We start from the raw sequence: 26,799 nt of genomic DNA on the forward strand, positions 1-26,799 counted from the left end.
GAGGCCCGGTCCACCGGGGGGTGGACCGGGCCTCCGGGCCGTACGGTCAGGCCGTGGCCGACGGGTACAGGCTCCGCGGCAGCTCCGAGGCCGCCGCCGAGTCGAGCAGCCACAGCGTGCGCGACCGGCCGCGGGCGCCGGCCGCCGGGGCCTGCACCTCGCCCGCGCCGGACAGCGCGACGGCCGCGGCCTTCGCCTTGTCCTCGCCGGCGGCGAGCAGCCAGACCTCGGCCGCCGACCGGATCGCCGGAAGCGTCAGCGAGACCCGGAGCGGCGGCGGCTTCGGCGCGCCGTGCACCCCGACCACCGTCCGTTCCGTCTCACGCACCCCGGGCAGCTCCGGGAAGAGCGAGGCCACGTGCGTGTCCGGGCCGACGCCCAGCATCAGCACGTCGAAGACCGGCACCCCGCCGTGCCCGCCGGGGCCCGCCGCCGCGGCCAGCTCCTCCGCGTAGGCGGCGGCGGCGGCGTCGACGCCGTCGTACGGCCCGTCGGAGGCCGGCATGGCGTGCACCCGCGCGGGGTCCAGCGGCACCCGGTCGAGCAGGGCCTCACGGGCCTGGGTGACGTTCCGCTCGGGGTCGCCCTCGGGCAGGAAGCGCTCGTCGCCCCACCACAGGTCGAGGCGCGACCAGTCGACCGCGTCCCGGGCGGGTGCCGCCCCCAGTGCCGCGAGCAGGCCGTTGCCGTTGCGTCCGCCGGTCAGCACCACCGAGGCGGAGCCGCGGGTGGCCTGGGCGTCCACGATCCGGGTGATCAGCCGGGCCGCGGCGGCCTGCGCCATCAGCTCCTTGTCGCGGTGGACGACCAGCTCGGGGGTGCTCACTTGCCCGCCGCCTTCTTGGCCGGGGCCTTCTTCGCGGCGGACCTGCCGGCGGGAGCGGTCCCGCTCTCCGCCGTCCCGGCCCCCGCCTCCGCGGTGCCGGTCCCGGCGGCCGGGCCCTCCCCGTCCGGCGGGGGCGCGGTGACGGACGCCCGCTCGTCGAGCCGTCCCACACCGAACCTGAGCGCCGCCGCGTAGGTGTCGTCCGGGTCGAGCCGGCGCAGCTCCTCCGCGATCAGCTCGGCCGTGTCGCGGCGCTTGAGCGCCACCCCGCGGTCCGGCTGTCCCTGGATGCAGAGCGTCGCGAGCGAGCCGTCCGGCCGGTCGAGCACGATCGGCCCGGAGGTGGTCTCCAGGCGCACGGAGGTGAGGCCCGGACCCGCCGACTTCGTGCGCCGCACCGGCACCTTCAGCCGGTCCGCCACCCACATCGCCAGCAGTTCGACGCTCGGGTTGAACTCCTCGCCCTCCACCTCGGCGGACGTGACCTCGCACGCCACCTGGTCGAGCGCGGCGGCGAGCATCGAACGCCACGGGGTGATCCGGGTCCACGACAGGTCCGTGTCGCCCGGGGTGTACGACTCCGCCAGCGCCGTCAGCGCCTCGACGGGCTGCACGGCGGCGTAGGTGTCGGTCACCCGGCGCTGGGCGAGCGCGCCCAGCGGGTCCTTCGCCGGGTTGCTCGGCGCGTCCACCGGCCACCAGACGACCACGGGCGCGTCGGGGAGGAGCAGCGGCAGCACCACCGACTGGGCGTGGTCGACGACCTCGCCGTACAGCCGGAGCACCACCGTCTCGCCGGTGGTGGCGTCGGCGCCGAGGCGGACCTCGGCGTCGAGCCGCGCCGTGGCGCGGTCCCGCGGCGAGCGCGAGACCCTCTTGATGACGACGAGGGTCCGCGAGGGGTGCTCGCGGGACGCCTCGTTGGCCGCCTTCAGCGCGTCGTAGGCGTTCTCCTCGTCGGTGACGATGACGAGGGTGAGCACCATGCCGACGGCCGGTGCCCCGATCGCCCGCCGCCCGAGCACCAGCGCCTTGTTGATCTTGGAGGACGTGGTGTCCGTCAGGTCGGTCTTCATGGCCGGCGCCAGCTCCTGCCGTCTCGTGCGAGCATCTCGTCCGCCTCGACCGGACCCCAGGTCCCGGACTGGTACTGCGCGGGCGTGCCGTGCTCGTCCCAGAACTTCTCGATCGGGTCGAGGATCTTCCAGGACAGTTCGACCTCCTCGACCCTCGGGAAGAGGTTCGAGTCGCCGAGCAGGACGTCGAGGATGAGCCGCTCGTACGCCTCCGGGCTGGACTCCGTGAAGGACTCGCCGTACGCGAAGTCCATCGACACGTCCCGGATCTCCATCTGGGTGCCGGGCACCTTGGAGCCGAACCGCACCGTCACGCCCTCGTCCGGCTGGACCCGGATGACGATGGCGTTGCGGCCGAGCTCCTCGGTCGCGGTGTGGTCGAAGGGGGAGTGCGGGGCGCGCTGGAAGACGACCGCGATCTCGGTGACGCGGCGGCCCAGGCGCTTGCCGGTGCGCAGGTAGAAGGGGACGCCCGCCCAGCGGCGGTTGTCGATCTCCAGCTTGACGGCCGCGTAGGTGTCGGTCTTCGACTTCGGGTCGATGCCGTCTTCCTGGAGGTAGCCGACGGCCTTCTCGCCGCCCTGCCACCCGGCCGCGTACTGGCCGCGCACCGTGGACGCGCCCAGGTCCCTGGGCAGCCTCACCGCGCCGAGGACCTTGGTCTTCTCGGCGGCCAGCGCGTCGGCGTCGAAGGAGGCGGGCTCCTCCATCGCGGTCAGCGCGAGCAGCTGGAGCAGGTGGTTCTGGATGACGTCACGGGCGGCGCCGATGCCGTCGTAGTAGCCGGCGCGGCCGCCGATGCCGATGTCCTCGGCCATGGTGATCTGCACGTGGTCGACGTACGACCGGTTCCAGATCGGCTCGAAGAGGGTGTTGGCGAAGCGGAGCGCCAGGATGTTCTGGACGGTCTCCTTGCCGAGGTAGTGGTCGATCCGGAAGACCTCGTGCGGCGGGAAGACCTCGTGGACGACCTCGTTGAGCTCCTTGGCGGAGGCCAGGTCGTGCCCGAAGGGCTTCTCGATGACCGCGCGGCGCCAGGACCCGTTCCGCTGGTCGGCGAGCCCGTGCTTCTTGAGCTGCTGGACGACCTTGGGGAAGAACTTCGGCGGGACCGACAGGTAGAAGGCGAAGTTGCCGCCGGTTCCCTGGGCCTTGTCCAGCTCCTCGACGGTGGTCTTCAGCTGCTCGAAGGCCTCGTCGTCGTCGAAGTCGCCCTGGACGAACCGCATCCCCTGGATCAGCTGCTGCCACACCTCCTCGCGGAACGGGGTGCGCGAGTGCTGCTTGACGGCTTCGTAGACCTCCTGCGCGAAGTCCTCGTCCTGCCACTCGCGGCGGGCGAAGCCGACGAGCGAGAAGCCCGGCGGCAGCAGACCGCGGTTGGCCAGGTCGTAGACGGCAGGCATCAGCTTCTTACGGGACAAATCGCCCGTGACGCCGAAGATCACCAGACCCGACGGCCCCGCGATGCGCGGGAGCCGTCGGTCTGCGGCGTCACGGAGCGGGTTGGCTCCGTGGACTGCGCTCAAAGTGCTTACGCCTCCGAAGGTGCGAGGCGCTTCAGCTCCGCCTCGGTGGACTTGAGCAGGTCGTTCCAGGCCGCCTCGAACTTCTGGACGCCCTCGTCCTCCAGGAGCTGGACGACCTCGTCGTAGCCGATGCCCAGCTTCGCGACGGCCTCCAGGACCTCGCGGGACGCGTCGTACGTGCCGCGGATCGTGTCGCCGGAGATCTCGCCGTGGTCGGCGGTGGCCTCCAGGGTGGCCTCCGGCATGGTGTTGACCGTGCCGGGGGCGACCAGGTCCACCACGTACAGGGTGTCCTTGTACGCCGGGTCCTTGACGCCGGTCGAGGCCCACAGCGGGCGCTGCTTGTTGGCGTGCGCCTTGTCGAGGGCGGCCCAGCGCTCCGAGGAGAAGACCTCCTCGTACGCCTCGTAGGCCAGGCGGGCGTTGGCCAGGGCGGCCTTGCCCTTGAGCGCCCGGGCCTCGTCGGTGCCGACGCCGTCCAGGCGCTTGTCGATCTCCGTGTCCACGCGGGAGACGAAGAAGGAGGCCACCGAGTGGATCTCGGAGAGGTCCAGGCCGCGCTCGCGGGCCTTCTCCAGGCCCGCCAGGTAGGCGTCCATGACCAGGCGGTAGCGCTCCAGCGAGAAGATCAGCGTGACGTTGACGCTGATGCCCAGGCCGATGACCTCGGTGATCGCCGGGAGACCCGCCTCGGTGGCCGGGATCTTGATCAGCGTGTTCGGCCGGTCGACCAGCCAGGCGAGCTGCTTGGCCTCGGCGACGGTGGCCTTGGTGTCGTGGGCCAGCCGGGGGTCCACCTCGATGGAGACCCGGCCGTCCTGGCCGTCCGTCGCGTCGAAGACCGGGCGCAGGATGTCGGCGGCGTCCCGGACGTCCGCCGTCGTGATCATGCGGATGGCCTCCTCGACGGTCACCCGGCGGGCGGCGAGGTCGGAGAGCTGCTGGTCGTAGCCGTGGCCCTCGGAGATGGCCTTCTGGAAGATGGACGGGTTGGTGGTGACCCCGACCACGTGGCTCTGGTCGATCAGCTCGGCCAGGTTGCCGGAGGTGATCCGCTGGCGCGAGAGGTCGTCCAGCCAGATCGCGACGCCTTCGTCGGAGAGGCGCTTGAGAGCGTCTGTCATGAGAGTTGCATCTCCAATAAGTCGTACGTATCGGTGTCAGCGCGCGGCGGCGTCGATCGATTCCCGGGCGGCGGCGACGATCGCCTCGGGCGTGAACCCGAACTCGCGGAAGAGGACCTTCGCGTCCGCCGAGGCGCCGAAGTGCTCCAGGGAGACGATCCGGCCGGCGTCACCGACGTACTTGTGCCAGGTCAGGCCGATGCCGGCCTCGACCGCGACCCGGGCGCGGACCGACGGCGGCAGGACGGAGTCCCGGTACGCCTGGTCCTGCTCCTCGAACCACTCCACGGACGGCATCGACACCACTCGGGTGGGCGTACCGGCGGCCTGGAGCTGCTCGCGGGCCTCGACGGCCAGGTGCACCTCGGAACCGGTCGCGATCAGGACCACCTCGGGGCTGCCGCCCTCGGCGTCGAACAGCACGTAGCCGCCCTTGACCGTGTCCTCGTTCGGCGCGTAGGTCGGCACGCCCTGGCGGGTGAGCGCCAGACCGTGCGGGGCGCCCTTGCCGAAGACCTTGGTGTGGCGCCGCATGATCTCGCGCCACGCCAGGGCGGTCTCGTTGGCGTCGGCCGGACGGACCACGTTCAGGCCCGGGATCGCGCGCAGCGAGGCCAGGTGCTCCACCGGCTGGTGCGTCGGGCCGTCCTCGCCCAGACCGATCGAGTCGTGGGTCCAGACGTACGTCACGGGCAGGTGCATCAGGGCCGACAGGCGCACCGCGTTGCGCATGTAGTCGGAGAACACCAGGAAGGTGCCGCCGTAGATCCGCGTGTTGCCGTGCAGCGCGATGCCGTTCATCTCGGCGGCCATCGAGTGCTCGCGGATGCCGAAGTGGATCGTGCGGCCGTACGGGTCGGCCTCCGGCAGCGGGTTGCCCGCGGGCAGGAACGACGAGTCCTTGTCGATCGTCGTGTTGTTCGAGCCGGCCAGGTCGGCCGAGCCGCCCCACAGCTCCGGGATGACCGCGCCGAGCGCCTTGAGCACCTGGCCCGAGGCGGCACGGGTGGCGACGCCCTTGCCCGGCTCGAAGACCGGGAGCTTCTCCGCCCAGCCCTTCGGCAGCTCGTTCGACTCGATGCGGTCGAACTCCGCCGCCCGCTCCGGGTTGGCCGTACGCCACTCGGCGAAGGACTTCTCCCACGCGGCGCGGGCCTCGCGGCCCCGGTCGCCGAGCGCGCGGGTGTGCGCGATGACCTCGTCGGAGACCTCGAAGGTCTTCTCCGGGTCGAAGCCCAGGACGCGCTTGGTGGCCGCGACCTCGTCGTCGCCGAGCGCCGAGCCGTGCGCGGCCTCGGTGTTCTGCGCGTTCGGGGCGGGCCAGGCGATGATCGAACGCATCGCGATGAACGACGGGCGCTCGGTCTCGGCCTCGGCCGCGCGGATCGCCGCGTACAGCGCGACCGGGTCCAGGTCGCCGTTCTCCTGCGGCTCGACGCGCTGGACGTGCCAGCCGTACGCCTCGTACCGCTTCGTCGTCTCCTCGGATACGGCCGTCTCGGTGTCGCCCTCGATCGAGATGTGGTTGTCGTCCCACAGCAGGATCAGGTTGCCGAGCTTCTGGTGGCCGGCGAGCGAGGACGCCTCCGCGGAGATGCCCTCCTGGAGGCAGCCGTCACCGGCGATCGCGTAGATGTGGTGGTCGAACGGGGAGGTGCCCGCGGGCGCCTCCGGGTCGAACAGTCCGCGCTCGAAGCGGGCGGCCATCGCCATGCCCACGGCGTTGGCGACACCCTGGCCCAGCGGGCCGGTGGTCGTCTCCACACCGGCCGTGTGGCCGTACTCCGGGTGGCCGGGGGTCTTCGAGCCCCAGGTCCGGAAAGCCTTGAGGTCGTCCAGTTCGAGACCGAACCCACCCAGGTAGAGCTGGGTGTAGAGGGTCAGGGACGAGTGGCCGGCGGAGAGCACGAAGCGGTCGCGTCCGACCCACGAGGGGTCGGCCGGGTCGTGGCGCATCACCTTCTGGAAGAGGGTGTACGCGACGGGCGCCAGGCTCATCGCCGTACCGGGATGGCCGTTGCCGACCTTCTGTACGGCGTCCGCTGCCAGGACGCGGGCGGTGTCAACGGCCCGCTGGTCCAAATCGGTCCACTCGAGGTCTGTGGTGGTCGGCTTAGTGCTCACCCTGGGTCAGGGCTCCTCTCCACATGTCTGAAGCCGGTGACGGAGGGTGTACCGGCGGTGTCGAGCCTACCCCCGCCGGACGGCCCGCCTCCCTTGCTCGTGCCCCTCAAATGAGCGGATAAGACAAGACTGCCGGTGACCGTGCGACTTCGCCTCCCGAGCGGCGCCGACCCCTCGGACATACCCCTTCAACACGACCCCACCCCCGCGAAGACCGGCGTCTGGGCAACGTCTACAGTGGCGTGGTACGCGCAAGCCCCGCCCCGTTCCCACGCGGGTGGGCTTGCTGGGAATTTCTCTGTCAGGGGTGTGCGTGACGGCCGTCGAGTCCCGACCCGCAGGGGTCGTCTTGACTCCCAGCCCGGGGGGCCACCGGCCGTTCGGGGTCCGCGTCAAGGCATTCGTGGCGCTGACCAAGCCGCGAATCATCGAGCTGCTGCTCATCACCACCGTTCCGGTGATGTTCCTCGCCGAGCAGGGCGTGCCGAACCTCTGGCTGGTGCTCGCCACCTGCTTCGGCGGCTACCTCTCGGCGGGCGGCGCGAACGCGCTGAACATGTACATCGACCGTGACATCGACGCCCTGATGGACCGCACGTCCCAGCGTCCCCTGGTCACCGGAATGGTCTCGCCGCGCGAGGGCCTGGTCTTCGGCCTCACCCTCGCGGTGGTCTCCACCCTCTGGTTCGGCCTGCTCGTCAACTGGCTCTCCGCCTGGCTGTCGCTCGGCGCGCTGCTCTTCTACGTCGTCGTCTACACGATGATCCTCAAGCGGCGCACCGCGCAGAACATCGTCTGGGGCGGCATCGCCGGCTGCATGCCGGTGCTCATCGGCTGGTCGTCGGTCACGAACTCGATGTCCTGGGCCGCCGTCGTCCTCTTCCTGGTCATCTTCTTCTGGACGCCGCCGCACTACTGGCCGCTGTCGATGAAGGTCAAGGACGACTACGCCCGCGTGGGCGTGCCCATGCTCCCGGTGATCGCCTCCAACAAGGTCGTCGCCAAGCAGATCGTGCTCTACAGCTGGGTCATGGTCGGCGTCTCGCTGCTGCTCACCCCGATGGGCTACACGGGCTGGTTCTACACGGCCGTGGCGCTGCTCACCGGCGGCTGGTGGCTCTGGGAGGCGCACGGGCTGCTGAGCCGCGCCAAGGACGGAACGACGGGCGCCAAGCTCAAGGAGATGCGCCTCTTCCACTGGTCCATCACCTATGTGTCGCTGCTCTTCGTGGCCGTCGCGGTGGACCCCTTCCTCCGTTAGGACACTCGGACGGGCGCCCGTAACGCGCTCATATGATCGACTGAAAACGGCCGGGTCGCGTGGGAAAAACCACGCGGCCCGGCCGTCGCCAGTCGATCTACCCGTCGGTAGCATCCTTCTCATGGCAGACACGAACGCAGACACGAAGAAGGACGAGCGCAGGGCGGCCCGGCTCGCCCGGCAGATCCAGGCCTTCTCCCGGGAGCACGGCGGCTCCGAGGGACACCTGGAGCACATCGGCCGGGCGGGCACCCGGATCGTCCTCGTCGGCGCGGACGGCCGCTGGGGCGACCTGGTGGCACCGACCCACCCGGTCGCACGACAGGCCGCCGAGAAGGCCGGCCTCACCCTCCACGAGGAGTTCGACGGCGAGTTCGCCGCCAAGGTCGTCACGGGCCCGTACGAGTGGTCCCGGATGGCCGGCATCCAGATCGGCGGCCCCTCCGACCGCTGAGGCGGCGGCGGGCGCGCACGCGCGAAGGGCCCACCGGCTCGCGGGGAACCGGTGGGCCCTTCGTCGTGCGGTGCGGCGCCGTCCGCGCGGTGCGGGGCCGGGCGGCCGTGGCGCGCGTTCTCCGGCGCCCCGGTGGCGAGCCGTCCGCGCGGCGCGGGTCGGCGTCAGGCCTTCGCGAGCTCCGGGTCCGGCCGGGCCGGGACCTCCGGCGCGGCCGCCGGGCGCTCGCGCATGCTCAGGGCGAGCCGCAGGACCGCGATCCACATCAGCGAGGAGCCGAGCATGTGGGCGCCGACCAGGAGCTCCGGGACGCCCGTGAAGTACTGGACGTAGCCGATCGCGCCCTGCGCGAGCAGGACGACCAGCAGGTCCCGGGCGCGGGCCCGGGTGTCGTCCGGGGCGTCCACCGCGCGCAGGACCAGCCACATCGCGACCGCGAGCGCGCAGACGATCCAGGCGGCGATCGCGTGCGCGTGCGCGGCGTTCGTCCAGTCCCAGGGCATGCGCGGCACGTCGCTGCTGTCGCCAGCGTGCTTGCCGGAGCCGGTGACCGTCGTGCCGAGCGCGATCAGCAGGCCCGAGGCGATCGTGATCGCCCAGGACAGCCTCCGGACCGGGCGCGGCACGCGCGGGCGGGGGGCGGTGTCGCCCTCGCCGGTCCGGTGCCAGGTGACGACGGCGACCGTGAGCAGGGCGTTCGCGGCGAGGAAGTGGCCGGCGACCGTCCACGGGTTGAGGCCCATCCACACCGTGATGCCGCCGAGGACGGCGTTGCTCATCACGATCCAGAACTGGGCCCAGGCGAGCCGGGAGAGGCCGCGGCGCCGGGGCTTGGCCGAGCGCGCGGCGACGATGGTCCAGCCGACGGCCGCCGACAGGACGTACGTCAGCATCCGGTTGCCGAACTCGATGGCGCCGTGGAGGCCCTGCTCGGGCGTGGCGAAGAGGCTGTCGTCCGTGCACTTGGGCCAGGTGTCGCAGCCGAGACCGGAACCGGTCAGCCGGACCGCGCCGCCCGTGACGATGATGAGCACGCTCATCACGACGGCGGAGAGCGCGGCGCGCCGGAGCGTCCGGGGGGACGGGGTCCAGCGCTGGGCGATGGAGGCGAGGGGGGTCAGCACGGGCCCTATCGTAGGACGGCGCTTGTGCGCGCTTTCACGAGGGGGGCGTATGCGGCCGAAGGGAACCTTGCGGCTACTCCCAGCGGAAGAACCTCGCCGCCGCGCCGAGACCGAGGACGGCCCAGACCGCGAGGATCAGCGCGTCGCCCCAGGGCAGGGCCGCGCCGTCCCGCAGGACGCTCCTCAGGCCGTCGGAGAGGGCCGAGATCGGGAGCAGTTCCAGGACGGAGCGGGCCGCGTCCGGGAACTTCTCCAGGGGCACGATCACCCCGCCGCCGACCAGGAGCAGCAGGAAGACCAGGTTGGCGGCGGCCAGGGTGGCCTCGGCCTTCAGGGTGCCGGCCATCAGCAGGCCGAGGCCGGAGAAGGCGGCCGTGCCCAGGACCAGGAGCAGCAGGACCGCGAACGGGTTCCCGTGCGGCGACCAGCCGAGCGCCAGCGCGATCGCCGTCAGGAGCGCCACCTGGAGGACCTCGGTGACGAGGACGGAGAGCGTCTTGGCGGTCATCAGGGCCCAGCGGGGGAGCGGGGAGGCTCCCAGGCGCTTGAGCACCCCGTACCGGCGCTCGAAGCCGGTCGCGATGGCCTGGCCGGTGAAGGCGGTGGACATCACGGCGAGGGCGAGGACGCCGGGGGCGAGGAAGTCGACGGCCCGGCCGGTCCCGGTGTCGATGATGTCGACGGTGGAGAACAGCACCAGGAGCAGCGAGGGGATGACCACGGTCAGGAGCAGCTGCTCGCCGTTGCGCAGCAGCATCCTGGTCTCCAGGGCGGTCTGCGCGGCGATCATCCGCCCGACGGGAGCCGCCCCGGGCCTCGGGGCGTAGGCGCCCGTGCCGGCTCCGGGGGAGGGGGTGTCCGTGCTCATGACCTCAGTTCCTTGCCGGTGAGCTCCAGGAAGACGTCTTCCAGGGTGTGGCGCTCGACGGAGATCCCGCCGGGCATGACGCCGTGCCGGGCGCACCAGCCGGTCACCGTGGCGAGCAGCCGCGGGTCGATGTCGCCGGTGATGCGGTACGTGCCCGGGAGGACCTCCGCCGCGGCCGTGCCGTCCGGAAGCGCTTCGAGCAGGGAGTCCAGGTCGAGACGGGGGCGGCCGGTGAAGCGCAGGGTGTTCTCGGCCCCGCCCCGGCACAGCTCCTCGGGGCTGCCCTGGGCGGCGACCCGGCCGGCGTCCACGATGGCGACGTCGTCGGCCAGCTCCTCGGCCTCCTGCATGAAGTGGGTGGTGAGGACGGTGGTCACCCCGTCGGCGCGCAGCTCGCGGACCAGCTCCCAGGTGGACCGGCGGGCCTGCGGGTCGAGCCCCGCCGTGGGCTCGTCGAGGAAGACCAGCTCGGGGCGGCCGACGACGGCCATGGCGAGCGCGAGGCGCTGCTGCTGGCCGCCGGAGAGGCGCCGGTAGGACGTGCGGCCGCAGGAGCCGAGGCCGAGGCGTTCGATCAGGGCGTCCACGTCCAGCGGGTGGGCGTGCAGCTTCGCCATGTGGCGGAGCATCTCGTCGGCGCGCGCGCCGGAGTAGACGCCGCCCGACTGGAGCATGACGCCGATCCGGGGGCGCAGGGCGGCCGCGTCGGCGACCGGGTCGAGGCCGAGGACGCGGACGGTGCCGGCGTCGGCCCGGCGGTAGCCCTCGCAGATCTCGACCGTGGTGGTCTTGCCGGCCCCGTTGGGGCCGAGGACCGCGGTGACGGTGCCCGCCCGCACGTCCAGGTCGAGGCCGTCGACGGCGGTCTTGGACCCGTACCGTTTGACCAGGCCACGGACCTGGACGACGGACTCGCTCGTTCTGGACTTCCCGCGCATGCCGGGAAGTCTAGAGAGCGCGCGGGGGTGCCCCGGGGCCGGGGCCCGGAGAGCGGCCGGATTCATCCCACGAATGATCGTTTTCGCAGGTCAGGTAAGCCTTACCTGAGTGACGCACGGCACCGCCGCCTTCTCCGGCCCGGCTTGTCACTCCCCGATTAATTACGCAACAATGGTGTTGTGAAAAACGTTGGCGCGGCTCCCGTGGAGGAACTCGCGACCCGCGAGCGCTCCACGCGCAACCGGGTGGCGCGGTCGATCCTGGACCACGGACCGTCGACCGTCGCCGACCTGGCCGAGCGCCTCGGCCTCACCCAGGCCGCCGTCCGCCGCCACCTCGACTCACTGGTCGCGGAGAACGTCGTCGAGGCCCGCGAGAAGCGCGTCTACGGCGCCCGCGCCCGCGGCCGCCCCGCGAAGGTCTTCGCGCTCACCGACTGCGGCCGGGACGCCTTCGACCAGTCGTACGACTCGCTCGCCGTCGAGGCCCTCCGGTGGATCGAACGCAACGCCGGAGGAGAGGCGGCCGTCGCCGCCTTCGCCCGGGACCGGATCGAGAGCCAGGGGAGCGCGTACCGCGAGGCCGTCGAGGCGGCCGAACCCGCGCGGCGGACCGAGGCGCTCGCCAGAGCCCTCACCGCGGACGGGTACGCTGCCACCGCGCGGAACGCGCCGGTCGGCGAACAGCTCTGCCAGCACCACTGCCCGGTCGCCCACGTCGCCGAGCAGTACCCCCAGCTGTGCGAGGCGGAGACGGAGTTCTTCTCCCGTCTCCTGGGAACGCACGTCCAGCGCCTGGCCACCATCGCCCATGGTGACGGCGTCTGCACCACGTTCATCCCGCACGGCGCCCCACAGACCACCGCATCATCCGACAGCACGGCCGGGAGGAACCCCGCATGACCACCGAGATCAGCCACCCCGAGCTTGAGGGCCTGGGTCGGTACGAGTACGGCTGGGCCGACTCCGACGCCGCCGGTGCCACCGCCAAGCGCGGTCTGAACGAAGACGTCGTCCGCGACATCTCCGCGAAGAAGAACGAGCCCGAGTGGATGCTGAAGCTCCGTCTCAAGGGTCTGCGCCTCTTCGGCAAGAAGCCCATGCCGACCTGGGGCTCCGACCTCTCCGGCATCGACTTCGACAACATCAAGTACTTCGTGCGGTCCACCGAGAAGCAGGCCGAGTCCTGGGAGGACCTGCCGGAGGACATCAAGAACACGTACGACAAGCTCGGCATCCCCGAGGCCGAGAAGCAGCGCCTCGTCGCCGGCGTCGCCGCCCAGTACGAGTCCGAGGTCGTCTACCACCAGATCCGCGAGGACCTGGAGGAGCAGGGCGTCATCTTCGTCGACACCGACACCGCCCTGAAGGAGCACGAGGAACTCTTCAAGGAGTACTTCGGCACCGTCATCCCGGTCGGCGACAACAAGTTCGCCTCCCTGAACACGGCCGTGTGGTCCGGCGGCTCCTTCATCTACGTGCCGAAGGGCGTGCACGTCGAGATCCCGCTCCAGGCCTACTTCCGCATCAACACGGAGAACATGGGCCAGTTCGAGCGGACGCTGATCGTCGTGGACGAGGACGCCTACGTCCACTACGTCGAGGGCTGCACCGCCCCGATCTACTCCTCGGACTCGCTGCACAGCGCCGTCGTGGAGATCATCGTCAAGAAGGGCGGCCGCTGCCGCTACACGACCATCCAGAACTGGTCGAACAACGTCTACAACCTGGTGACCAAGCGCGCCGTCGCCTACGAGGGCGCCACCATGGAGTGGGTCGACGGCAACATCGGCTCCAAGGTCACCATGAAGTACCCGGCCGTCTACCTCATGGGCGAGCACGCCAGGGGCGAGACCCTGTCCATCGCCTTCGCGGGCGAGGGCCAGCACCAGGACGCGGGCGCCAAGATGGTCCACATGGCCCCGAACACCTCCTCCAACATCGTCTCCAAGTCGGTGGCGCGGGGCGGCGGCCGCACCTCCTACCGCGGTCTCATCGAGATCGGCGAGGGCGCCCCGGGCTCCAAGTCCAACGTGCTCTGCGACGCGCTGCTCGTGGACACCATCTCCCGCTCGGACACGTACCCCTACGTGGACGTGCGCGAGGACGACGTCTCCATGGGCCACGAGGCCACCGTCTCCAAGGTCTCCGAGGACCAGCTCTTCTACCTGATGAGCCGCGGCCTCACCGAGTTCGAGGCCATGGCGATGATCGTCCGCGGCTTCGTCGAGCCCATCGCCAAGGAGCTCCCCATGGAGTACGCCCTGGAGCTCAACCGGCTGATCGAGCTGCAGATGGAGGGTGCGGTCGGCTGACGCCGCCCCGCCGCCCCGTACCGCCCCGTTCTTACGCAGGAAGAGAGCAACACGACAGCCATGGCTGAGGCCCAGAACTCCCCCACTCTCGGCTCCGCTCGAGCGGGGGGACCCCCGCCGGCAGGTTCGACCACTGCCGGCTCGATCGCGGTGGCCGCCGAGTCCACCGTCGCCACGCGCATGAGCGCGCCCCCCTCCTTCGACGTCGCGGACTTCCCCGTCCCGCACGGCCGCGAGGAGGAGTGGCGGTTCACCCCGCTGGAGCGCCTGCGCGGTCTGCACGACGGCACCGCCGTCGCGACCGGCGAGGGCGTCAAGGTCGACATCGAGGCCCCCGAGGGCGTCACCGTGGAGACCGTCGGCCGTGACGACGAGCGCCTCGGCCGGGCCGGCAGGCCCGTCGACCGGGTCGCCGCCCAGGCGTACTCCTCGTTCGAGAAGGCGTCGGTCGTCACCGTCGCCAAGGACACCGTCCTGACCGAGCCGATCCGCGTCGCCGTCCACGGCAACGGCGGGGTCGCCTTCGGCCACCAGGTGATCGAGCTCGGTGCCTTCGCCGAGGCCGTCGTGGTCATCGACCACACCGGCGACGCCGTCCTGGCCGCCAACGTCGACTACGTCCTCGGCGACGGCGCCAAGCTCACGGTCGTCTCCGTCCAGGACTGGGACGAGAACGCCGTCCACGTCGCCCAGCACAACGCGCTCGTCGGCCGCGACGCCTCCTTCAAGTCGGTCGTCGTCACCTTCGGCGGCGACGTCGTCCGCCTCCACCCGCGCGTGACGTACGCGGCCCCCGGCGGCGAGGCCGAGCTGTTCGGCCTGTACTTCACCGACGCCGGCCAGCACCAGGAGCACCGCCTCCTGGTCGACCACAGCGCCCCGCACTGCAAGTCCAACGTGGCCTACAAGGGCGCGCTGCAGGGCCAGGACGCGCACGCCGTCTGGATCGGCGACGTGCTCATCCGGGCCGCCGCCGAGGGCACCGACACGTACGAGCTGAACCGGAACCTGGTCCTCACGGACGGCGCCCGGGTCGACTCCGTGCCGAACCTGGAGATCGAGACCGGCGAGATCGCCGGCGCCGGTCACGCCTCGGCCACCGGCCGCTTCGACGACGAGCAGCTCTTCTACCTGATGGCCCGCGGCATCCCGGAGATCGAGGCCCGCCGCCTCGTCGTCCGCGGCTTCTTCGCCGAGCTGGTCCAGCAGATCGGCCTGCCCGACGTCCAGGAGCGCCTGCTCGCCAAGATCGAGGCCGAGCTGGAGGCCTCCGTCTGATGGCCTTCGTCCGAGTCTGCGCGCTGAGCGAGCTGGAGGCCGACGCCCCGAAGCGGGTCGAGGTCGACGGCACGCCGGTGTCGGTCGTGCGCACCGAGGGCGAGGTGTTCGCGATCAACGACATCTGCTCGCACGCGAACGTCTCCCTCTCGGAGGGCGAGGTCGAGGACTGCGCCATCGAGTGCTGGCTGCACGGCTCCAGCTTCGACCTGCGCACCGGCAAGCCCTCCGGCCTTCCCGCGACGCGTCCCGTCCCCGTTTACCCCGTAAAGATCGAAGGGGACGATGTGCTCGTCTCCGTCACCCAGGAGTCCTGAGTCACCCATGGCTACGCTTGAAATCCACGACCTGCACGTCTCCGTCGACGCGGAGAACGGCCCCCGCGAGATCCTCAAGGGCGTCGACCTGACCATCAAGCAGGGCGAGACCCACGCCGTCATGGGCCCCAACGGCTCCGGCAAGTCGACCCTGGCGTACTCGCTGGCCGGCCACCCGAAGTACACGGTCACCGGCGGCACCGTCACCCTCGACGGCGAGGACGTCCTGGAGATGTCGGTCGACGAGCGCGCCCGCGCCGGCGTCTTCCTGGCCATGCAGTACCCGGTCGAGGTCCCCGGCGTCTCGGTCTCCAACTTCCTGCGCACCTCCGCCACCGCCGTCCGCGGCGAGGCGCCCAAGCTGCGCACCTGGGTGAAGGAGGTCAAGTCCGCGATGGAGCAGCTCCAGATGGACCCGGCCTTCGCCGAGCGCAACGTCAACGAGGGCTTCTCCGGCGGCGAGAAGAAGCGCCACGAGATCCTCCAGCTGGAGCTCCTCAAGCCGAGGATCGCGATCCTCGACGAGACCGACTCCGGCCTCGACGTCGACGCCCTGCGCATCGTCTCCGAGGGCGTCAACCGCGTCCGCGAGACCGGTGAGGTCGGCACCCTGCTGATCACCCACTACACGCGCATCCTGCGCTACATCAAGCCCGACTTCGTGCACGTCTTCGCGAACGGCCGCATCGCCGAGTCCGGCGGCGCCGAGCTCGCCGACGTGCTGGAGAACGAGGGCTACGACAAGTACGTGAAGGGTGGCGCGTCCGCGTGACTTCTGCCCATCAGGGGCTCTCCGGCCTCCTCGACACCGAGGCGATCCGCAAGGACTTCCCGATCCTGGACCGCGTGGTCCACGACGGCAAGAAGATCGTGTACCTCGACTCCGCGGCGACCTCGCAGAAGCCGCGCCAGGTCCTCGACGCGCTCAACCAGTACTACGAGCGCCACAACGCCAACGTCCACCGCGGCGTCTACACGGTGGCCGAGGAGGCGACGGCGCTCTACGAGGGCGCCCGTGACAAGGTCGCGGCCTTCGTCAACGCGCCGAGCCGCGACGAGGTGATCTTCACCAAGAACGCCTCCGAGTCGCTCAACCTCGTGGCCAACATGCTGGGCTGGGCCGACGAGCCCTACCGCGTGGACCACGAGACCGAGATCGCCATCACGGAGATGGAGCACCACTCCAACATCGTGCCGTGGCAGCTGCTCTCGCAGCGCACGGGCGCGAAACTGAAGTGGTTCGGCCTCACCGACGACGGGCGTCTCGACCTCTCGAACATCGAGGAGGTCATCACCGAGAAGACCAAGATCGTCTCCTTCACCCTGGTCTCGAACCTGCTCGGCACGGTCAACCCGGTCGAGACGATCATCCGCCGCGCCCAGCAGGTCGGCGCGCTGGTCTGCATCGACGCCTCCCAGGCGGCCCCGCACATGGTCCTGGACGTGCAGGCGCTCCAGGCCGACTTCGTGGCCTTCACCGGCCACAAGATGTGCGGCCCGACCGGCATCGGCGTGCTGTGGGGACGGCAGGAGCTCCTGGAGGACCTGCCGCCCTTCCTCGGCGGCGGCGAGATGATCGAGACCGTCTCGATGCACTCCTCGACGTACGCGCCCGCCCCGTACAAGTTCGAGGCGGGCACGCCCCCGATCGCGCAGGCCGTCGGGCTCGGCGCGGCGGTGGACTACCTGTCCGCGATCGGCATGGAGAACATCGCGCGCCACGAGCACGCGATCACCGAGTACGCCGTCCGGCGCCTCCAGGAGGTACCGGACCTGCGGATCATCGGCCCCACCACGGCCGAGGACCGCGGGGCGGCGATCTCCTTCACGCTCGGCGACATCCACCCGCACGACGTGGGCCAGGTGCTCGACGAGGAGGGCATCGCGGTCCGGGTCGGCCACCACTGCGCGCGGCCGGTCTGCCTCCGTTACGGAATTCCCGCGACCACGCGGGCGTCGTTCTATCTGTACTCCACTCCGGCCGAGGTCGACGCCCTGGTCGACGGGTTGGAGCACGTACGGAACTTCTTCGGCTAGGGGACGGCTCGTGAAGCTGGATTCGATGTACCAGGACGTCATCCTGGACCACTACAAGCACCCGCACGGGCGCGGTCTGCGGGACGGCGACGCCGAGGTGCACCACGTGAACCCCACGTGCGGCGACGAGATCACGCTCCGCGTGAAGTACGACGGCTCGCGCGTCGAGGACGTGTCGTACGAGGGCCAGGGCTGCTCCATCAGCCAGGCCTCGGCCTCCGTCCTCAACGAGCTGCTCGTCGGCAAGGAGCTGGCCGAGGCGCAGAAGATCCAGGCCACCTTCCTGGAGCTGATGCAGTCCAAGGGCCGGATCGAGCCGGACGACGCGATGGAGGAGATCCTGGAGGACGCGGTCGCGTTCGCCGGGGTGTCCAAGTACCCCGCCCGTGTGAAGTGTGCCCTGCTCAGCTGGATGGCGTGGAAGGACGCGACCGCCCAGGCGCTGGGGGACGACGAGAAGGCAGTGAGGAAGTCGGCATGACCGAGAACGCCGGGGCCACCATGAAGCCGGCCTCCGAGGAAGAAGTCCGTGAGGCGCTGTACGACGTCGTCGACCCCGAACTGGGCATCGACGTCGTCAACCTGGGCCTCATCTACGGCATCCACATCGACGACTCCAACGTCGCGACGCTGGACATGACCCTGACGTCGGCGGCCTGCCCGCTGACCGACGTGATCGAGGACCAGGCGAAGTCCGCCACGGACGGCATCGTCAGCGAACTGAAGATCAACTGGGTCTGGATGCCGCCGTGGGGTCCGGACAAGATCACGGACGACGGGCGCGAGCAGCTCCGCGCGCTCGGGTTCAACGTCTGAGCGACCGCTTCGCGCGAACGGCCGTGCTCCCCGGACGGACAGGGGAGCACGGCCGTTCGCGTGTCCCCTCCTCCGCGCCGGGGAGGAGACACGGTCCGGGCGGCTCCGGGGGCGGCGGGTTCCGCGCGCCGCGGCCGCTCACGGAGCGGCGGGCGGGACCCCCGCGGCCCGGGCCAGCTCCGGGGCCAGGTTCTCCTTGCGGATGCGCTGGTCCACGTAGAGCAGGGAGGTGACCAGCGGCGGGAAGACGGAGACGAGCGCCTGCCCCACCAGCTGCCCGAGGAGCATGAGGACGAAGAGGGCGACGAAGGTGGCGATCATCGACGCCGGGGTGTCGGCGGAGGGGGCGATGCCCATCATGGGCACCATCATGAGGAACGAGAGCCCCTGCTGGATCGCCCCGTTCACCACGACGGCCATGACGGTGGCGAGGAGCGTGCAGCCGAACACGCGCCACCAGGAGCCGCGGACCAGGAGCGAGGAGCGGCGCAGCGAGGCGACGGCGCCCTGACCCTCCATCACCACGGCCGCCTGGGCCAGGCAGAACTTCACCCAGAGCCAGACCGTGAGCGGCGCGGTGAGCAGCGCGCCCAGCGCCCCCAGGAGCGGCAGGACCAGCACGTCACCGGGGGACGTCCCGTCGCGCGCCGCCGTGACCAGCCCCGTCACCATGCCGGCCATGCCCCCGAAGAAGCAGAGGGCCGGGAGCAGGACCGCCAGGCCCGACAGGAACACCGAGCCGAGGACGGCCGGCAGCCGGGCCCAGGACCGGCGCCAGACCGCGCCGAAGGTGGTGGACCGGCCCAGAACCGCTTCCTGGACCACGGCGGGACAGGCCGCCGCCACCAAGCCGTTCGCACAGAACATGACAATCAGGGCGAAGAGCCAGACGCAGGCGAACGCGATCAGCACCGGGCGGATGTCCTCCCACTCCGGCTCCCGCCCGGCGGGCAGGTCGAACACCTCGGGGAGCCGGCCGCCCACGACCGCGTACGCGATGCCGAGCGCCGCCCCGAAGAGCAGCAGCGCGATGCCGTAGGCGGCGCCCGTCACGCCGAGCAGCTGCTTCCAGTGGCGTCCGAAGGTGGCGAAGGCGCCGCTCAGGACCGCTCCGAGGTCCAGTGGCGCCAGGGGTATCGTGCCGGGCTTCGGCGGTGGCGGGGGCGGCGGCGGGTAGCCGTAGCCGTAGCCGTGGGGGTTCGGGGGAGTCGTCATGCGGGACACGGTATCCGGTGGCTTGTGTACGGTCGTACACATGGGTTACGGACTGCTGGCGGGCGCCATCGCGGCGGAGATCCTCGCCACCACCTCGATGAAGTACAGCGACGGGTTCACCCGTCTCTGGCCCTCGCTCGTCACCGGAACCGGCTACCTGATCGCCTTCGCCCTCCTGGCACGGGCGCTCAAGACCCTCGAGGTCGGCACCGCGTACGCCATCTGGTCCGGCGTCGGCACCGCCGCCGTCGCCGCCATCGGCGCCCTCTTCCTCGGAGAGGGCCTCGGTCCCGCCAAGATCGCCGGCGTCGTCCTCATCGTCGCCGGCGTCGCCGTCCTCCACCTGGGCGGCGCCCACTGATGGCCCGCGCGCGCCGCCACGACCCCGGACGCCGTGAACGCATCGTCGACGCGGCCCTCCGCGTCGTCGGACGGGCCGGCATCGCCGGGCTCAGTCACCGCGCGGTGGCCGCCGAGGCGGACGTGCCGCTCGGCTCCACCACCTACCACTTCGCCTCCCTCGACGAACTCCTCGTCGCGGCCCTGCGCCGGGCGGGCGAGGGCTTCGGCCGGGCGGTCCGGGAGAGCCCCGCCCTCGCGGACCCGGACGCCGACCCCGCCACCGCGCTCGCCCGGCTCCTGGGGGAGTGGCTGGATGCCGGACGCGCCGGCGTGGAGCTGGAGTACGAGCTCTGCCTCGCCGCCCTCCGGCGCCCCGCCCTGCGCCCGGTCGTCGCCGAATGGACCACCGCCGTCACCACGGCCCTGGCCCGCCGCACCGACCCCGCGACCGCCCGCGCCCTGGTCGCCCTCATGGACGGCATCTGCCTGCACGTCCTCCTCACCGGCGGCGCGTACGAGGAGGAGTACGCGCGCGCGATGCTGGGACGGGTCCTGCGCCCCGGGACCCCGGACGGAGTGCCGTGACCCCCGGCGGGGGCCCGTCCGGACCGGCGAAGCCCCCCGGGGTGGGCCGGGCCGGGAGGAGCCGCCTCCCGGGGGCGGGGCGGGCCGCGGGATTCGCCTCCCGGGGGTGGGCCGGAGGGCCGGACTGTTCTCCGGGGGTGACCCGGACCGCAGGAGCCGTCCCCCCGGGGTGGTCCGGAGGGCCGGGGGCCGGCCTTCGCGGGCGGTCCGGGCCGCCGGAACTCCTCCCCGGGCCCGGTCCGGGCCGCCGACGCGCCCGCCCGGCAGCCGAGACCGGTTGGCCCGGGCGGGGGCCCGCCGGTTAGGTTTTCCGTCATGACCACTGCTCCTCGCACCACCGGCGCCGTCGCCGCCGGCCTCGCCACCATCGCCGGCGACGGCACCGTCCTCGACACCTGGTTCCCCGCCCCCGAGCTGACCGACGAGCCCGGCCCCGCCGGCACCGGACGACTCTCCCCCGACGAGGCCGTGAACGCCCTCGGCGAGGGCGCCGCCAAGGCCCTCGGCGTGGACGCCCGCCGGGGCGTCGAGGTGGTCGCCGTCCGCACCGTCATCGCCTCGCTCGACGAGAAGCCGCTCGACGCCCACGACGCGTACCTGCGCCTGCACCTGCTCAGCCACCGGCTCGTCAGGCCGCACGGCCAGAGCCTGGACGGCCTCTTCGGCCTCCTCGCCAACGTCGCCTGGACCTCGCTCGGCCCCGTCGCCGTGGACGACGTCGAGAAGGTCCGCCTCCACGCGCGCGCCGAGGGCCTGCACCTCCAGGTGACCTCGATCGACAAGTTCCCCCGCATGACCGACTACGTCGTGCCCGCCGGGGTCCGGATCGCCGACGCCGACCGCGTCCGCCTCGGCGCGCACCTCGCCGCCGGCACCACCGTCATGCACGAGGGCTTCGTCAACTTCAACGCCGGCACCCTCGGCACCTCGATGGTCGAGGGCCGGATCTCCGCCGGCGTCGTCGTCGGCGACGGTTCCGACATCGGCGGCGGCGCCTCCACCATGGGCACCCTCTCCGGCGGCGGCAACGTCGTCATCTCGATCGGCGAGCGCTGCCTGATCGGCGCCGAGGCGGGCGTCGGCATCGCGCTGGGCGACGAGTGCGTGGTCGAGGCCGGCCTGTACGTCACCGCCGGCACCCGGATCACCCTGCCCGACGGCCAGATCGTGAAGGCCCGCGAGCTGTCCGGCGCGTCGAACATCCTCTTCCGCCGCAACTCGGTGACCGGCGCCGTCGAGGCCCGCCCGAACAACGCGGTCTGGGGCGGCCTCAACGAGGTCCTGCACAGCCACAACTGACCCGCCGACAGACGGACACCGACCGCCCCGCCCCGTCCTCAGACGGCCGGCAGGGCGGTCAGCCGCTTTCCGTGGAGGGCCGCGAGGCGGTTGCCCGAGGCCACCACGTACCACTGCTCGACCGAGCCCGTACCGTCGTTGTACGTCCAGCGGTGCTTGCCGTCGCGGGCGTCGAAAGCGACGACCCCGCCCTTGTCGTCGAGCTCCGTCGCCCCGTAGAGGGTGTCCCCCACCACGGTGAACTGCCAGGGGATCGCGACGCCGAGCAGCTTCTCGTTGCGCCAGCGTTCCTTGCCCGTCGAGGGGTCCACCGCGCGCAGGACGTGGGCGGAGTCGGAGACGTGGAGCACGCCGTCCAGGACGGCGGGGCCGTGGAAACGGGTGAACTCCTCGGAGGCGAGCGACCAGCGTTCCCGCCCGTCCGCCAGCGCGAAGGCGCGGAGGCGCTGCCCGTCGGCGACGATCACCAGGTCCTGGTGGGCGGCGAGCGGCTCGCTGTTGGAACGGCCCAGCTTCGTCGTCCACACCTGACGGCCCGTGGCCGCGTCACGGACCGTCAGGTTCTTCCGGTAGTCGGTGTAGGCCAGGTACCGGCCGGCGAGCGTGGCGGTGATGCCGTGCTCCTGGGTGCCCGTGTCGCGCCGCTCCTGCCACACCACCTTGCCGGAGGCGATGTCGAGGGCCGCGATCACGTTGTTCCTGACGCTGAAGTCCTTCTCCAGGACGCCGGCGAGGACGTACACCCGGTGCTCGTCGGTGGCGAGGGTGCGGGGGTGGGCGTACTTCTCGCCGCCGAGCCTGCTGCGCCAGGTCTCCTTGCCGGTCGCCGGGTCGAGACCGACCACGTCCCCGTCGTACTGGGCACTGGCCAGGTAGAGGGTGCCGCCGCCGACGAGCAGGTGTGCGCCCGGCACGGCCACCTCCTTCCGGGACCAGAGCTCCTCGCCGGTGGTGAGCGAACGGCCCACCAGCGGGTCGCCGGAGACCAGGACCACGTCGCCGGCGACGGCCAGCGCGCCCGTCGCGCCGAACGCCCCGGACGCCGCCGGGGCCTGCCACAACGGGCGCGGCGCGGTGCCCGGCGGCGGGGTGGTGAAGGTGCCGCCGGGGGTGGCGGACGCGCCCTTCCCGGGAGCGGTGGCGCCGGGGACCGGCTCCTCCGCCGGACCGCAGCCCCACGCGCCCGCGCCGAGCGCCGCCAGGCCGAGGCCGCTCCCGGCCAGACGGAGCACGCGTCTGCGGGACGGCCCGTTCTTCCCGGCGTCCACCGGCCCCGTCGTGCTTCCTCCGCGTATCGGCATCCGTCGGCTCCCCGTCGTCCGTTCCGTTCCACTGCCGGGCGGCGCCCGGAGCGGGCCCAGGTTAGCCACGGTTCCGCGCCCCTCCGGGGGACGGGACGCAACGGGGACGATGCCGTGAAGCTCCTGTCACACGGTGACGGAAACGGCCGGGGCCGGCCGGAGCAGTTCCCCGTACAGCGCGCGCAGCCCGTCGGCGGTCTCCCGGTCCGCGGGCAGCAGCGGTTCCCGCACCGGGCCGCCGAGGAGCGCCTTGGCGGTCACCGTGCCCGGCAGGCCGGACGCCATCATCCGCTCGGCGAGCGGCAGCAGCCGGGCGTTGAGCCGGGCCGCCCCGGCGGTGTCGCCCGCGTCGAAGGCGTCGAGCACCGCGCGCAGGTGACGGGGCGCCACGTTCGCCACCGTGCTCACGTAGCCGGCTCCTCCCACCGCGTACAGCGGCAGGTTCAGCTCCTCGCAGCCCGAGTAGTACGCGAGCCCGGTCTCCGCGATCAGCCGCGCCGAACCCAGCAGGTCGTACGCGCAGTCCTTCACCGCGACGATCCCCGGGTGCGCGGCGAGCCGCCGCATCGTCGCGGGCTCGACGCGGGTGCCGGTGCGGCCGGGGATGTCGTACACCATCACCGGCAGGCCGGTCGCGTCCGCGACCTTCAGGAAGTGCGCCTCGACGGCCGCCTGCGGGGGACGGCTGTAGTAGGGGGTGACGACGAGCAGCCCGTCCGCTCCCGCGTCCTCGGCCGCGCGGGCCAGTTCGGCGGTGTGCCGGGTGTCGGCGGTGCCGACGCCCGTGAGGACCGAGGGGCCGGGACCGACGGCCTCCCGGACGGCGCGCACGAGCGCGGCCTTCTCGGCGTCGGTGGTGGTCGGGGACTCGCCCGTGGTCCCGTTGAGGACCAGTCCGTCGCAGCCCTCCGCCACGAGCCGGGCGGCGAGCGCTCCCGCGGCGCCGGGATCGAGCGCGCCGGCGGGGGTGAACGGGGTGATCATCGCGCAGAGCGCGCGGCCGAAGGGCGGGGCGGGGGAAGGCGTGGTGGTCATGCCGGAAGTCTGGGCGCGGTGGACGGTGAAGGTCCACTTAGATCTCCTTGGCCCGAAGGGCAAGGAACGCTGAAGAGTCGCGGGCGGGGCCCTTCTCGCCGCGGTCCCTTGACCTCAACCGCGGTCGAGGCGGAACGGTGGAGCCGTCCGGACGACCCGGAGTCCCAGGAACAGGAGACCACCCCCATGAAGGCCGTCGCGCACCCGCACGCCCGTCCCGACCTCCACCGTCCCGGCGTCGGCGCCGTTCTCGTCAGCACCTGGCGGGTCGGCACCCCCGCACGGCAGCGGGCCGCCGTCGAAGCCGTCCGCGCGGTCTGGGAGCGCCGGGAGTGGCCCGATCCGGGACTGCTCTCGTACACCGTTCACACCGGCGCCGACGGGGACACGCTGCTCCACTACTCGCAGTGGACCGGCGAGGAGGTCTACGAGGACTTCGTCCGCACCCACCGCGACGACCGGAACGCCGAGATCGACGCGGCCGTGCCCGGCGTCGAACGGGTGGTCCTGCACCGCTACGCGCCGCCCCGCCCGGCCGCCGCCCCCGGAACCGCGGACGGGCCGCCCGGGGCGCTCTCGGTCGTCGAGGCCGACTTCGGGGGACCGGGCGCCGGGCGCCGGGAGGTTCCGGAGGAGGCCGTGGACGCCGTCCTGGCCGGCGACCCGGCGACCCGGCTCGCGCCCGGCAGGATCGGCACGCACGTCCACCGGTCCACGGACGGCACCCGCGTCCTCGTCCTCACCGAGTGGGAGAGCGAGCGGGCCCTCGCCGACTGGCGGGCGGAGTACGCCCCGCCCGGCGGGGCCCGGAGGCCGGCGCGCGAACTCCCCGGGCTCACCGGCGTCCGGGTGCGGTGGTACACGCCCGCGCTGAGCCTCGGCGCGGGCACGTGATCCGCCGGCGCCTCCCGGGGGACGCGTCCCCCGGGAGGCACGGGTCTCCTTCGAGGGCGTTACGGGCGGAAGCGCAGCACCTGCGGGTCGTGGTCGCTGTTCTGGTCCGCGAACTCCGCGTTGATGTGGACGCTGTCGTACGCGAAGTGGTGGACGCCCGGGCTGGTCAGGATCTGGTCGAGGACCTGGCTGTTGCCCTGGTAGACGTACGAGTAGCGCTCACCGCTCGGCAGCGACTTCACGGCCGGGTACAGGGCGCCGCCGTCCGTCAGGGCCTTCGTCGTGCCGGAGAACTCGAAGTCGTTGATGTCGCCGACCACCAGCACGTCGGCCTGCTTCTCGACCGCGAGGAGCTGCTTCACGAAGCCGTTGACGGCCTGGGCCTGGAGCAGACGCTTCGCCTCGGAGGAACGGTTCGGCGGCTGGTGGTGCGAGACGATCGACTCGTCGCCGCCCTTCGAGCCGAAGTGGTTCGCGATCACGAAGACCGTGCGGCCCCGGAAGACGAACTCGCCCGCGAGCGGCTTGCGGCTGTCCTGCCACGCGGCGTTCGACGGGTCGATCCGGCCGGGGGAGAGGGTCAGCTCGGCGCGCCCCTTGCGGCCGGTGACACCGGTCGCGGTGGTGGCGTCGCCGCCGGGACGGTCCGTGAAGGAGACCCGCGCCGGGTTGAAGAGGAAGACCTGACGGATGTTGCCGCCGGGCTCGCCGCCGTCCTCGCCGTCCTCCGGGTCGACCGAGCGCCAGTCGTACGCCGGGCCGCCGGCCGCCACGATCGCGTCGGTGAACTTCTTCACCGTCACGTCGGCGGCGACCGTGCCGTCCTTCTTGGGGCCGTTGTTGTCCTGGATCTCCTCCAGGGCGACGACGTCGGGCGAGGCGAGGTTCGTCACGACCGCCTTCGCGAGCGCGTCGAACTTCTCCTGGGGGTCGGACGGGTCCAGGTTCTCGACGTTGTACGTCGCCACGGCCAGCTCGTTCTTGTGCTGCGGGTCCGTGGTCTCGCGCTCCAGGCCCCGGTCCACGACCGTGCCGAGGGTGCGGGCCGTCAGGGTGTAGCCGCCGTACTGGTTGAAGTCGAGCGGGCCCTCGGTCGTGCCGGACAGCACGTCGCCGACGTTCGCCCGGGGGAACGGCTGCTGGGCGAGCGGGACCAGCGACTGGACCTGGAGCCGGCCGGTGTTCTGGTCCTCGTAGGAGCCGTAGACCGTGCCGCCGCGCCGGTTGGCGTTCTCCCACGGCTTCACCGTGACCCACAGTTCGGCGTGCGGGTCGGTGGCACCGACGACCCGCGAGGAGCCGATCCGGACGTTGGTGCCCTCCAGGGACTCGTAGTAGTCCAGGGCGTACTCTCCGGGCCGCAGCGTCAGGCCGTTGATCGAGCCGCCCGCGGCCGGGTCGCCCTCCGGCGCGTACGCGCCGGGAACGGACGAGGACGAGATCGTCACCGGGGCCGGCACCGGGTTGCCCCGCGAGACGACGGTGACGACGGGCTTGGAGAGCTGCGTCAGCGACTGGTTGCCGGAGGACAGGCCGCCGGGGACGTACTCGGTGACCGTGCCGTTCACGCTGACCGCGTCACCGACGGCGACGGCCGGGACGGAACCGGTGAAGACGAAGAGGCCCTCGCTGGTGGCCGGGTCCGCGTCCGGGGTGGGGTCCTGGATCCAGAAGCCGCGCGAGCCGTAGGCGCGGACGCCCGTGACGATGCCCGTGACCCCGGTGACCTGCTTCCCGGCGAGGGGCGAGACGCGGGTCGTGCCCTGGATGTCGTGGACGCGGACACCGGCGCCGTCCTCGGCGGACGCGCTCGCCGAACCGGCGAGCAGGCCGGCGGCCAGGGCGGCGGACACGACGGCGGCGACGGCCGCGGATCTCGGTATGGAGGAAGACATCAGGGACTCCGGGGGTGCTTGGAGGAACGGCAGGTGCATCTACGCGCGTCAATCTCTTGGCAGAGCACCCCCCTTGTCAAGGGCCGACGGGTGTACGGGCGCCGACGGGTCCGTGAACCGGCGGACGGCCTCCCGGATGCGTCTAC

The 26,799-nt window shown here is 72.0% G+C and carries 26 protein-coding genes; 14 read left to right on the forward strand and 12 right to left on the reverse strand.

Features of this window, described 5'->3' with window-relative positions:
• Nucleotides 1–46 precede the first annotated feature (46 nt).
• Genes pgl through tkt form a run of 5 tightly spaced genes read right to left on the reverse strand, consistent with a single transcriptional unit; the run spans nt 47 to nt 6,679 of the window.
• Nucleotides 47–826 carry a 6-phosphogluconolactonase gene (pgl, locus tag ACZ3IL_RS21500; RefSeq protein ID WP_467392277.1) on the reverse strand — a complete coding sequence of 260 codons (780 nt, stop codon included), beginning with the start codon at nt 824–826 and terminating at the stop codon, nt 47–49.
• Nucleotides 823–1,902, reverse strand: a complete 1,080-nt coding sequence (gene opcA, locus ACZ3IL_RS21505; RefSeq protein ID WP_467392279.1) for a glucose-6-phosphate dehydrogenase assembly protein OpcA — start codon at nt 1,900–1,902, stop codon at nt 823–825. The genes pgl and opcA overlap by 4 nt, the downstream gene beginning before the upstream one ends.
• A complete protein-coding gene (zwf, locus tag ACZ3IL_RS21510) occupies nt 1,899–3,431 on the reverse strand; it encodes a glucose-6-phosphate dehydrogenase (protein ID WP_467392281.1) in 1,533 nt (510 codons plus the stop codon). The genes opcA and zwf overlap by 4 nt, the downstream gene beginning before the upstream one ends.
• 5 nt (nt 3,432–3,436) lie before the next feature.
• Complete coding sequence (gene tal / locus ACZ3IL_RS21515; protein WP_467392283.1) at nt 3,437–4,555, reverse strand: transaldolase; 1,119 nt, start codon at nt 4,553–4,555, stop codon at nt 3,437–3,439.
• A 36-nt stretch (nt 4,556–4,591) separates the two neighbouring features.
• Nucleotides 4,592–6,679 carry a transketolase gene (gene tkt / locus ACZ3IL_RS21520; protein ID WP_467392285.1) on the reverse strand — a complete coding sequence of 696 codons (2,088 nt, stop codon included), beginning with the start codon at nt 6,677–6,679 and terminating at the stop codon, nt 4,592–4,594.
• Nucleotides 6,680–6,992: 313 nt separating this feature from the next.
• On the opposite strand from tkt, the gene ACZ3IL_RS21525 reads away from it, so the two are divergent.
• Together ACZ3IL_RS21525 and ACZ3IL_RS21530 are read left to right on the forward strand one after the other, a co-directional pair.
• Nucleotides 6,993–7,940: a heme o synthase gene (locus ACZ3IL_RS21525; protein ID WP_467392287.1), complete on the forward strand. Its 948-nt coding sequence runs from the start codon at nt 6,993–6,995 to the stop codon at nt 7,938–7,940.
• A gap of 121 nt (nt 7,941–8,061) precedes the next feature.
• Nucleotides 8,062–8,394: a hypothetical protein gene (locus tag ACZ3IL_RS21530; protein WP_467392289.1), complete on the forward strand. Its 333-nt coding sequence runs from the start codon at nt 8,062–8,064 to the stop codon at nt 8,392–8,394.
• Between the two features lie 164 nt (nt 8,395–8,558).
• Here the strand turns inward: ACZ3IL_RS21530 and ACZ3IL_RS21535 are convergent, their stop codons facing one another.
• The 3 genes from ACZ3IL_RS21535 to ACZ3IL_RS21545 all read right to left on the reverse strand — a co-directional run bounded on the left by ACZ3IL_RS21535 (nt 8,559) and on the right by ACZ3IL_RS21545 (nt 11,324).
• Entirely contained in the window at nt 8,559–9,527 is a 969-nt protein-coding gene (locus ACZ3IL_RS21535; protein WP_467392497.1) for a COX15/CtaA family protein, read from the reverse strand.
• Between the two features lie 64 nt (nt 9,528–9,591).
• Nucleotides 9,592–10,386, reverse strand: coding sequence for an ABC transporter permease (locus ACZ3IL_RS21540; RefSeq protein ID WP_467392291.1), 795 nt, complete (start codon nt 10,384–10,386; stop codon nt 9,592–9,594).
• Nucleotides 10,383–11,324, reverse strand: coding sequence for an ABC transporter ATP-binding protein (locus ACZ3IL_RS21545; protein WP_467392293.1), 942 nt, complete (start codon nt 11,322–11,324; stop codon nt 10,383–10,385). Before ACZ3IL_RS21545 ends, ACZ3IL_RS21540 begins: the two co-directional genes overlap by 4 nt.
• A gap of 180 nt (nt 11,325–11,504) precedes the next feature.
• Between ACZ3IL_RS21545 and ACZ3IL_RS21550 the strand changes: the two genes are divergently transcribed.
• The 8 genes from ACZ3IL_RS21550 to ACZ3IL_RS21585 are packed head-to-tail and all read left to right on the forward strand — an operon-like array spanning nt 11,505 to nt 18,087.
• On the forward strand, nt 11,505–12,227 hold the full coding sequence (locus tag ACZ3IL_RS21550) for a helix-turn-helix transcriptional regulator (RefSeq protein WP_467392295.1): 723 nt from the start codon (nt 11,505–11,507) through the stop codon (nt 12,225–12,227).
• Nucleotides 12,224–13,639: a Fe-S cluster assembly protein SufB gene (gene sufB, locus ACZ3IL_RS21555; protein WP_388691766.1), complete on the forward strand. Its 1,416-nt coding sequence runs from the start codon at nt 12,224–12,226 to the stop codon at nt 13,637–13,639. The genes ACZ3IL_RS21550 and sufB overlap by 4 nt, the downstream gene beginning before the upstream one ends.
• A gap of 60 nt (nt 13,640–13,699) precedes the next feature.
• Nucleotides 13,700–14,917, forward strand: coding sequence for a Fe-S cluster assembly protein SufD (gene sufD, locus ACZ3IL_RS21560; protein ID WP_467392298.1), 1,218 nt, complete (start codon nt 13,700–13,702; stop codon nt 14,915–14,917).
• Nucleotides 14,917–15,234: a bifunctional 3-phenylpropionate/cinnamic acid dioxygenase ferredoxin subunit gene (locus ACZ3IL_RS21565; protein ID WP_399696387.1), complete on the forward strand. Its 318-nt coding sequence runs from the start codon at nt 14,917–14,919 to the stop codon at nt 15,232–15,234. The genes sufD and ACZ3IL_RS21565 overlap by 1 nt, the downstream gene beginning before the upstream one ends.
• 7 nt (nt 15,235–15,241) lie before the next feature.
• Entirely contained in the window at nt 15,242–16,006 is a 765-nt protein-coding gene (gene sufC / locus ACZ3IL_RS21570; RefSeq protein ID WP_467392301.1) for a Fe-S cluster assembly ATPase SufC, read from the forward strand.
• The gene (locus ACZ3IL_RS21575) at nt 16,003–17,271 is read left to right on the forward strand and encodes a cysteine desulfurase (RefSeq protein ID WP_467392303.1); all 1,269 of its coding nucleotides are present in this window, start codon (nt 16,003–16,005) and stop codon (nt 17,269–17,271) included. The genes sufC and ACZ3IL_RS21575 overlap by 4 nt, the downstream gene beginning before the upstream one ends.
• 10 nt (nt 17,272–17,281) lie before the next feature.
• Nucleotides 17,282–17,752 (forward strand): Fe-S cluster assembly sulfur transfer protein SufU, encoded by a 471-nt coding sequence (gene sufU, locus ACZ3IL_RS21580; RefSeq protein ID WP_467392305.1) that lies wholly within the window; start codon nt 17,282–17,284, stop codon nt 17,750–17,752.
• Entirely contained in the window at nt 17,749–18,087 is a 339-nt protein-coding gene (locus ACZ3IL_RS21585) for a metal-sulfur cluster assembly factor (RefSeq protein WP_055644196.1), read from the forward strand. Before sufU ends, ACZ3IL_RS21585 begins: the two co-directional genes overlap by 4 nt.
• Nucleotides 18,088–18,225: 138 nt before the next feature.
• Here ACZ3IL_RS21585 and ACZ3IL_RS21590 read toward each other — a convergent pair whose 3' ends face one another.
• A complete protein-coding gene (locus tag ACZ3IL_RS21590; protein WP_467392307.1) occupies nt 18,226–19,302 on the reverse strand; it encodes a DUF7847 domain-containing protein in 1,077 nt (358 codons plus the stop codon).
• Between ACZ3IL_RS21590 and ACZ3IL_RS21595 the strand changes: the two genes are divergently transcribed.
• The 3 genes from ACZ3IL_RS21595 to dapD all read left to right on the forward strand — a co-directional run bounded on the left by ACZ3IL_RS21595 (nt 19,301) and on the right by dapD (nt 21,528).
• Nucleotides 19,301–19,663 carry a DMT family transporter gene (locus ACZ3IL_RS21595; RefSeq protein WP_467392309.1) on the forward strand — a complete coding sequence of 121 codons (363 nt, stop codon included), beginning with the start codon at nt 19,301–19,303 and terminating at the stop codon, nt 19,661–19,663. The genes ACZ3IL_RS21590 and ACZ3IL_RS21595 overlap by 2 nt on opposite strands.
• Nucleotides 19,663–20,229 (forward strand): TetR/AcrR family transcriptional regulator, encoded by a 567-nt coding sequence (locus ACZ3IL_RS21600; RefSeq protein ID WP_467392311.1) that lies wholly within the window; start codon nt 19,663–19,665, stop codon nt 20,227–20,229. The genes ACZ3IL_RS21595 and ACZ3IL_RS21600 overlap by 1 nt, the downstream gene beginning before the upstream one ends.
• 315 nt (nt 20,230–20,544) lie before the next feature.
• On the forward strand, nt 20,545–21,528 hold the full coding sequence (dapD, locus tag ACZ3IL_RS21605; protein WP_467392313.1) for a 2,3,4,5-tetrahydropyridine-2,6-dicarboxylate N-succinyltransferase: 984 nt from the start codon (nt 20,545–20,547) through the stop codon (nt 21,526–21,528).
• A gap of 38 nt (nt 21,529–21,566) precedes the next feature.
• On the opposite strand, the gene ACZ3IL_RS21610 is transcribed toward dapD, so the two are convergent.
• On the reverse strand, nt 21,567–22,829 hold the full coding sequence (locus ACZ3IL_RS21610) for a PQQ-like beta-propeller repeat protein (protein ID WP_467392315.1): 1,263 nt from the start codon (nt 22,827–22,829) through the stop codon (nt 21,567–21,569).
• Between the two features lie 126 nt (nt 22,830–22,955).
• Complete coding sequence (gene dapA, locus ACZ3IL_RS21615; protein WP_467392317.1) at nt 22,956–23,864, reverse strand: 4-hydroxy-tetrahydrodipicolinate synthase; 909 nt, start codon at nt 23,862–23,864, stop codon at nt 22,956–22,958.
• A gap of 108 nt (nt 23,865–23,972) precedes the next feature.
• Between dapA and ACZ3IL_RS21620 the strand changes: the two genes are divergently transcribed.
• Nucleotides 23,973–24,758, forward strand: coding sequence for an antibiotic biosynthesis monooxygenase family protein (locus ACZ3IL_RS21620; RefSeq protein WP_467392319.1), 786 nt, complete (start codon nt 23,973–23,975; stop codon nt 24,756–24,758).
• 59 nt (nt 24,759–24,817) lie between these two features.
• Here ACZ3IL_RS21620 and ACZ3IL_RS21625 read toward each other — a convergent pair whose 3' ends face one another.
• Nucleotides 24,818–26,653 (reverse strand): endonuclease/exonuclease/phosphatase family protein, encoded by a 1,836-nt coding sequence (locus ACZ3IL_RS21625; protein WP_467392321.1) that lies wholly within the window; start codon nt 26,651–26,653, stop codon nt 24,818–24,820.
• Nucleotides 26,654–26,799: the final 146 nt, after the last annotated feature.

It is taken from the genome of Streptomyces sp. NPDC014907, from assembly GCF_055562975.1.